This window comes from Acinetobacter sp. AKBS16, from assembly GCF_002899995.1.
Classification (GTDB): Bacteria; Pseudomonadota; Gammaproteobacteria; order Pseudomonadales; family Moraxellaceae; genus Acinetobacter; species Acinetobacter baumannii.
Map to the genome: position 1 here is coordinate 20036 of NZ_POYH01000044.1, position 8212 is coordinate 28247.

Below are 8212 nucleotides of genomic sequence, written 5' to 3' on the forward strand. Positions count from 1 at the left end.
ATTTAAATGAGCCAGTAAAGTGCTGGCTCATACTGAAGTTATTGTTGTTGATATTCTTGAATGACTTCTAACGCAGCCCGGAAAGCTTCCTGAGTAGCAGGGGCACCGCAATATGGCAGGCTATGCAATAAAGTTTCCTGAATTTCTTCAACTGTACAACCATTGTTGAGTGCACCACGAACATGGCCCTTGAGTTCTGTTGGTGATTTGAGTGCAGTTAACATTGCCAAAGTAATTAATGAGCGATATTTACGTGGCAGCACACCTTCACGTTGCCAAGTCGATCCCCATGCATGTTCATTAATCCAGTCTTGTAAAGGCTGGGTAAAGGGCACGGTATTTTCTTGGGCACGTTTTACAAAAGCTTCTCCCATCACTTCTGTGCGAACTTTTAATCCATTTTCGTAATCTTGCTTAGACATTAATTTCTCCTAAAAATAAAAGCGTCGAGTGACGCTTTTATGGCTGTTTATTAATTAATGCGATTCAAAAATGATTGCAATAGTGAATTAGTGGAGGCATCAGTCACACTATTTGATGAGGATTTGATAAAGGTAGGTCTTTATTTAGCTTTTCATCAAAAACATCGGTAAGCATGCTATCGAATCGAATTGCGTTGTACTGCAATAATTGTTGAGCTTCGCTTTCAGAAATAAAGCCTTCTTTTATCGCTTGAGCAATATTCTCTTCAAAAGTAAGACCCGTAAATTTGCCTTTGGATTCAGCTTTCTTAAACTTATCCCAAAGCGGCTCAATGGTTCTTAACATTTGGAATGTGTGCTCTAGACGGCCAGTGACATCATTAGGTTCAGTTGAATAGTACACATGGCGTTTGAGTTGCTCTCTAAACGGATGTTCTTCCATCATGAGTTCAGCAACTTGTTGTTTTAACTCATCGTCAGGTTTTGAAATCACACGACCTAGCGGGAAACATATCCATTTGACAAATGCTGCTGGAAGCTTGGCTGGGAAGTTGTCAAATAGCCCCCAAAATGCTTCCTGAATATTCAAGAATGCTTTTTGCAGTGCTAGTTTTGCATGCAATTGTTCAGCTTCAGTTTTTTGTCCAGCCTCATAAAATTTTAAAATCGCTGTGGCAATAAACAAGTGCGCGTGAATATCTGCCAAGCGGCCTGATAGCATTTCTTTACGCTTTAGGTCTCCTGCGAGTAAGCCAAGTGCCATATCGGAAACAAGTGAAAAATTGGCGCTAAAACGATTGATGGTTTTATAGTAACTTGCAGTGAATTGATCTGCTGATTGAGGTGCATCACTCGAACCACCCGTCCAACCATAAGCAAATGATCTAGCACCGCGGTTAAAGGTATAGGCTAAATGTTTAAACAACAAATCATCGAATTTTTGTACGGCATTGGCTTTGTCATCAGACTGAAGTAATTGCAATTCTTCAAAAAGATAAGGGTGACAGCGCATTGAGCCTTGACCAAAAATCATCAATGAACGGGTTAAAATATTTGCGCCTTCTACCGTAATAGCAATTGGAATCGCTTGATAGGTGAGAGCAAGGAAATTGCGTGGCCCAAGTTGAATTGCACGTCCTCCAGCAATATCCATTCCGTGATTAACCACTTTACGCATCGTTTCAGTTGCATAGTATTTTGCCATGGCAGTCATTACAGCAGGGGTTCCACCTTGGTTTAGACCACACGTCACTAAATAACGGAATGCTTCAAGCATATAGGCATCGCTGGCAATTTCACTGCTTGCTTCTTGTACACCTTCAAATTTGCCGACAGAAATATTGAACTGTTGACGAATTCTTGCAAATGCACCGACAGTGAGATAGCTCATTTCACCTGCGGCTGTGGCTAATGCTGGCAATGAAATGCCGCGGCCAACACCTAGGCATTCCATCAGCATGCGCCAGCCTTTACCGGCATTTTCTTGTCCGCCAATAATCCAGTCAATTGGAATGAAGACATCTTTACCCTCTACTGTCCCATTCATAAATGGAGAGCCTGGATAATGTCGTGCACCTATTTTTACGCCTGCATGATTGGCTGGAATTAAAGCACAGGTAATTCCGTACTCAGTTTTAGTTTTATCTCCAAGTAAACCTTCGGGGTCATAAAGTTTGAATGCTAGACCGACCACTGTGGCAATTGGAGCGAGCGTAATCCAACGTTTAGAGAAATTCATGCGGAGTCCAAGAACTTGAGCACCTTCATATTCGCCATAGCAGACTACACCCGAATCTGGAATTGCACCTGCATCTGAACCTGCTTCCGGACTGGTTAAACCAAAGCATGGAATTTCTTCACCTTTAGCAAGTCCCGGTAGATATTGCTGCTTTTGCGCATCTGTACCGTAATGCATGAGTAATTCACCGGGTCCTAATGAGTTAGGAACCATACAACTCACCGCAGCAGTTAATGAACGCGAGGCAATTTTGCTCATAATGCGACTTTGAGCAAATGAGCTGAACTCTTTACCGCCAAAGGATTTTGGAATAATAAGACCCAAGAAGCCTTTATCTTTAATGAACTGCCAAACTTCAGGAGGAAGGTCTTTTAATTGATGGTGAATTTCCCATTCATCAAGCATGCTACATAGCACTTCAACTTCATTATCAATAAAACTTTGTTCTTCTGGTGAAAGTGTAGGATAGGGATATTTTTCAAATTGCGACCAATCTGGAGCCCCCATAAATAACTCTTTTTCCCACCAGCTTGTTCCTGCTTCTAAGGCTTCTTGTTCAGTGGTACTGATGCTCGGCATTGAGTTGGCCAGAGTTTTATATGCAGGTTGGGTAATTAAGTTAAACCGTAAAGGTTTAAACAAAATAATAATGCTAAGTGCAATAAGGGGAATCCCTAAAAGTAATGCCCACGGCGTTAAAATGAAAGCAGTAAGTATGGCTACAGCAATCGTAATAACACTACCAGCGACTCTATTTAGGTTAAAAAAGAAAATTGCCCATATTGCAACAAGCTGAATGACAATACTTAAAACAAAGAGTAGGAAAATCATACTTGCTCCTTGCTAGATAAGCCCTCAAGTTAGAAATAATAAAAAAGCGAGGAGAGATTTAAGGCTTAACTAGCGAATTTTTTAATGCTGTTTAAATTTGATTTTTTATGTCGCAATTGATGTATATGCTAGAGCAGGGATATATCGTGCTTTTAGGTATAAAATATTTTTGAATGAAAGTGTAATGGGTTGTTTTATCGATTTGTCAAGAAATGTTATTGATTTTCTTGTATAAATAAAAAAGCCCTCATAATCTGAAGGCCTTTTTAATACTTATGAAGTGTTAAGCTTCGATTGCTTGTACCGCAATTTTTTTCGCAGGATCTACCTTGCGACGAACTTCAGGAACAGGTTCACCATAGTATTGGCGATCAGCAAAATAGCTTGAACGAACCATTGGTGCAGACCAAATATTTCTAAAGCCAAGTTTACGGCCATGCTCTGCATAACGTTCAAATTCTTCTGGTGTTACAAAACGGTCAATTGGTGCATGCTGTTTAGAAGGTTGCAAGTATTGACCAATAGTGACATAGTCGACATCGTGAGCACGTAAGTCATCAAGCAATGCAATAACTTCTTCTTCAGTTTCACCAATACCCACCATCAAACCACATTTTGTTGGGATGTCTGGGCAGTATTCTTTAAACATTTTTAATAGGTTTAAAGAGTGCTGATAATCTGAACCTGGACGCATCGCTTTATATAGACGAGGTACAGTCTCAATATTGTGGTTAAATACGTCTGGTGGACATTCAGTCATAATGCGTAAAGCAATATCCATACGTCCACGGAAGTCTGGTACTAAAATTTCAAGTAATGTATTTGGGCTAAGTGCGCGAGCTTCTTTAATACAGTCCACAAAATGTTGTGCACCGCCGTCAAGCAAATCATCACGGTCAACCGAAGTGATTACTGCATATTTGAGCTTAAGATTGGCAATTGTCTCTGCCATGTGGCGTGGTTCATCAGGGTCCAATGCATTTGGACGACCATGCGCTACGTCACAGAAAGGGCAACGCCGTGTACAAATATCACCCATGATCATGAATGTTGCTGTACCACCGCCAAAGCATTCTGGAAGGTTCGGACAAGCTGCTTCTTCACAAACGGTATGGAGTTTTTGAGCACGTAAAGTCGTTTTAATACGCTGAACTTCTTCTGGTGCCGTCATCTTGACACGAATCCAGTCAGGTTTACGCGGCACTTCAACCGTAGGTACAACTTTTACAGGAATTCTTGCGACTTTTTCTGCGCCACGAAGTTTTACACCCTGTTCAGGTTTACGGTGTTCTGACATATTTAACTTTTCCACTCGTTTATAGAGACATTGACATTGTATTATAGCGGACTTCTACAAGTAATAGCGGAAAATAACTATTCATATAATAAATGTGGCTATTCAGAAATATAGGGTTGAGAAATACATAAATTCACCGCATATTAGCCATAATTTATTATAAAATATGGTCATTCAACAGAGGAAGGAGCTTTCAATGCCACGTAAAAAAGAGGTCGTTAGTGGGAATTTCGTTAAGTACGATGCGGTAGTTCTCGGTTCTGGACCTGCAGGTGAAGGCGCGGCAATGAAGCTTGCAAAAGCTGGTAAGCGTGTTGCAATTGTAGATGTACGTGATCAACTCGGTGGTAACTGTGCACACGTAGGAACCATTCCAAGTAAAGCATTACGTCAAACAGTTTCTAGCATTATTCGCTATCAGCGTGATCCAATGTTTCAAAAAGTAGGTGAATGGAAACAGTTCACTATGAAACAGGTCTTGCGTAATGCGCACAAAGTGATTCAACAACAGGTTGATACGCATACACGCTTTTATGACCGTAACAAAATTGGTGTCTTCCACGGTCGTGCATATATTCAAGACAAAAACACAGTTTTAGTTTTTAGCCACGAAGGCATTAAAGAAACAATTATCTGTAAGCAAATCGTGATTGCGACAGGTAGCCGTCCTTATCATCCGCAAGGTCTTGATTTTGACCACCCGCGCGTATTTGATTCGGACAAAATTCTTGATCTTGATTACTCAATTCAAAAAATTATTATTTACGGCGCAGGTGTTATTGGCTGTGAATATGCCTCAATCTTTATTGGTTTAGACCATAAAGTTGACTTGATCAATACTCAACAAAAACTCTTAAGTTATCTAGATGATGAAATCGCCGATGCTTTGTCTTATCACTTACGTGAACAGGGCGTGTTGATTCGTCACAATGAACAAATGGATCATCTTGAAACATTTGATGACCACGTTGTTCTACATTTACAAAGTGGTAAAAAGATTAAAGCTGATGCGATTCTTTGGTGTAATGGTCGTTCAGGTAACACAGAAGGTTTAGGTCTTGAAAATGTTGGTTTAGTACCAAATAGTCGTGGTCAACTTTCTGTAAATGATCAATATCAAACTGAAGTTGAAAACATCTATGCTGCTGGTGACGTGATTGGTTGGCCTTCACTTGCTTCGGCTGCCTATGACCAAGGGCGCTGTGCTGGTGCAAACATGAGTGGTGAAGACGCTAAGCCAGTACGTGATATCCCTACAGGTATTTATACCATTCCGGAAATCTCATCTATTGGTAAGAATGAACAGGAATTAACGGAAGAGAAAATTCCGTATGAAGTTGGTCAGGCTTCTTTCCGTCATTTAGCTCGTGCACAAATTACCGGTGATACAGTGGGTGAATTGAAAATTCTTTTCCATCGTGACACTTTGGAAATTTTAGGTATTCACTGTTTTGGTAATAATGCTGCTGAAATTATCCACATTGGACAAGCAGTTATGCACAGCCCAAACAATACTTTGAAATATTTTGTTGAAACGACTTTTAACTATCCAACAATGGCTGAAGCATACCGTGTAGCTGCACTTAATGGTATGAATCGTTTATTTTGATTTTAAATAAGTTTTTCATAAAAAAGCCCGCAAACTTGCGGGCTTTTTTATTTTTATTAGACCATATGTTTTTTATATTTTTATGACAATGTACAGAGTGATTTCAGCGTCTCATCTCTCTAGTGTGCACAAAATGCTTGATTAAAATATACAAACAAATCAGGTGTCTGTTTCCATAAAACAATAGATAAAACCAGAAGAGCTAAGATGAGGAAAGTCATAATTGTTTTCAAAAGTACGGCATTATACGTCATGAATAACAGCCTCCTCATTTACAAAGAAATGTACGATTACCCCTAATATACTCAATGCGATAGAACAGAGCCAAATCGCATTGTAATTACCTGTTAAGTCATGGTTAACACCGCCAAGCCAACCACCAAAGAAAGACCCGACTTGATGGGTGAAAAATACAATACCACTTAACATTGAAAGGTATTTAACACCAAACATATTTGCCACGATACCGTTGGTGAGCGGAACCGTAGAAAGCCATAGAAGCCCCATGATAATACCGAAAGCATATACTGTATAAGTGCTTAGAGGTAATAATAAGAAAGCAATGATTGCGATGCCGCGGCTACCATAAAGTGCCATTAATAACTTAGGTTTCGAGAAACGATCTCCTAACCAGCCTGCGCCATAAGTCCCTACGATATTAAATAATCCGACTAAAGCAAGAAACACCGTACCTGTAGCGGCATCAAAGCCGTGGTCGATTAAATAACCTGGTAGGTGAACACCCAAAAAGACAACTTGGAAGCCACATACTAAAAAGCCTAAAGCTAACCACCAAAAAGGTTTATGTTTTCTAGCAATATTCAGTACTTGTTTAAAGGTGAGCTGAGGTTGGGCAATTGCTTTTGGGGTTTGGTTGCTTGGCCCTTTTAACATCCATGCTAGAGGCATAATAAGAGCGATTAATAGCGCACTTACCATTAAAGCTGACGACCATCCCACTGTCTTAAGTAAGAGAAGGGTAGAAGGCAGCATAATAAATTGGCCAAAAGAACCGGCTGCACTAGCAATACCCATTGCCATACTTCTTTTTTCTGGCGGAGCAGCTCGGCCTACTGCGCTAAGCAAAACTGTAAAAGAGGTTGCTGATAAAGCTAAACCAATAATAAGACCTAAGCTTAAATTCAAAATGAGTACACTTGAACTAAAAGCCATTAAGAGTAAGCCAAGGGTATAAAGTAATCCGCCGACTGTTACCACAACTTTACTGCCATATTTATCTGCAATTGCCCCAGTAAAAGGCTGAACTGCACCCCAGATTAGATTTTGCATGGCAATTGCTAGACTAAAAACATGCTGTCCCCAACCGAACTCATGACTCATCGGGACTAAATAAAGCCCAAAACCATGTCGTACACCTAGTGACAAAGCCAAAATAATGGCACTTCCAATGAGCATATAAATGAGTGATTGAGAAAACTGATGGCTTGTTTTAGTCATTGTGAGTAGAAAATTATAAGAATGTGATAAATCATTGTAGAAGATATATCGAATAATATCGATATATCTATAAAATTATTTTAAGAAAAATTAAAAAGTATCTTAGAGATTTCGGATTATTATGAAAAAGGTGAAGAAGCAAAAATCATTTGTGATTTCTGCTTCTTATCAGAATTAAGCTGCTGAATTGCGTTCAAGTAGAGCTTGTTCAAAAAGTATTTTTTCTTTTTCTTTGTGCTCGGTTGTGAAGCGAATCAAAATTACACTACAGCCTGCAACCATAACCAGTCCACCTAAAATAAATAGACAAGTTTGAATATCAAGTACGCCTTTTAGTAAGAAACCAGCTGCTACTGCGCCCACATTTCCACCTGCGCCAATAATGCCTGCGACGCCGCCTAATGCATTTCGGTCAATAAAAGGGACTAGTGCATATGTTGCTCCGCAAGCCATATGGGTAAACAATGCAAAAACTGTCATGGAAATAATTGCAAGAGCTACGACGTTCATTTGAGAGAAGAGTATTAAGAATAAACCTTCACCTAAAATCATCAGTACAAGTACTTTAGTACGTCCGTCTAAACCTTTTTTAAGTGCGACTTTATCGGAAATAATACCGCCTAATGCACGTGCAAATAAGGCAAGAAGGCCAAATATACCTGCGGTTAACCCTGCTGTTTTTAAATCCATTTTGAATTGGTCAACATAGTACATTGCGGCAACATTATGGATGAAAATTTCAATACCAAAGCAAGCACCATAAGCGAGGAATAAAATCCAGACACGGTAGTTACGAGCCGCTTGCATTAAGATTGCCATGCCACCTTTTTTACCACTACCCACCTCAATACCTTTTG

At 39.8% G+C, this 8212-nt stretch carries 6 protein-coding genes; 1 reads left to right on the forward strand and 5 read right to left on the reverse strand.

Going from position 1 to position 8212, the window contains the following annotated elements; all coding sequences use genetic code 11:
• Nucleotides 1–38: 38 nt before the first annotated feature.
• From C1642_RS06735 to lipA, 3 genes are all read right to left on the reverse strand, one after another.
• On the reverse strand, nt 39–422 hold the full coding sequence (locus C1642_RS06735) for a carboxymuconolactone decarboxylase family protein (RefSeq protein ID WP_000043121.1): 384 nt from the start codon (nt 420–422) through the stop codon (nt 39–41).
• 103 nt (nt 423–525) lie between these two features.
• Nucleotides 526–2991: an acyl-CoA dehydrogenase gene (locus tag C1642_RS06740; protein WP_000576650.1), complete on the reverse strand. Its 2466-nt coding sequence runs from the start codon at nt 2989–2991 to the stop codon at nt 526–528.
• A gap of 283 nt (nt 2992–3274) precedes the next feature.
• On the reverse strand, nt 3275–4288 hold the full coding sequence (gene lipA, locus C1642_RS06745; protein ID WP_001289259.1) for a lipoyl synthase: 1014 nt from the start codon (nt 4286–4288) through the stop codon (nt 3275–3277).
• A gap of 196 nt (nt 4289–4484) precedes the next feature.
• Here lipA and sthA point away from each other — a divergent pair, with 196 nt between their 5' ends.
• A complete protein-coding gene (gene sthA, locus C1642_RS06750; protein WP_001137505.1) occupies nt 4485–5897 on the forward strand; it encodes a Si-specific NAD(P)(+) transhydrogenase in 1413 nt (470 codons plus the stop codon).
• 243 nt (nt 5898–6140) lie between these two features.
• Here the strand turns inward: sthA and C1642_RS06755 are convergent, their stop codons facing one another.
• Both C1642_RS06755 and C1642_RS06760 read right to left on the reverse strand, forming a co-directional pair.
• A complete protein-coding gene (locus C1642_RS06755) occupies nt 6141–7355 on the reverse strand; it encodes an MFS transporter (protein ID WP_103236100.1) in 1215 nt (404 codons plus the stop codon).
• Nucleotides 7356–7529: 174 nt separating this feature from the next.
• Nucleotides 7530–8212, reverse strand: a 683-nt coding sequence (locus tag C1642_RS06760) for an MFS transporter (RefSeq protein ID WP_146035317.1), incomplete at its 5' end; no start/stop codon positions are given.

Bases quoted from the DNA above. Each gene is read 5' to 3' on its own strand.
- C1642_RS06735 (WP_000043121.1), bottom strand. From the start codon at position 422: ATGTCTAAGCAAGATTACGAAAATGGATTAAAAGTTCGCACAGAAGTG.
- C1642_RS06740 (WP_000576650.1), bottom strand. From the start codon at position 2,991: ATGATTTTCCTACTCTTTGTTTTAAGTATTGTCATTCAGCTTGTTGCA.
- lipA (WP_001289259.1), bottom strand. From the start codon at position 4,288: ATGTCAGAACACCGTAAACCTGAACAGGGTGTAAAACTTCGTGGCGCA.
- sthA (WP_001137505.1), top strand. From the start codon at position 4,485: ATGCCACGTAAAAAAGAGGTCGTTAGTGGGAATTTCGTTAAGTACGAT.
- C1642_RS06755 (WP_103236100.1), bottom strand. From the start codon at position 7,355: ATGACTAAAACAAGCCATCAGTTTTCTCAATCACTCATTTATATGCTC.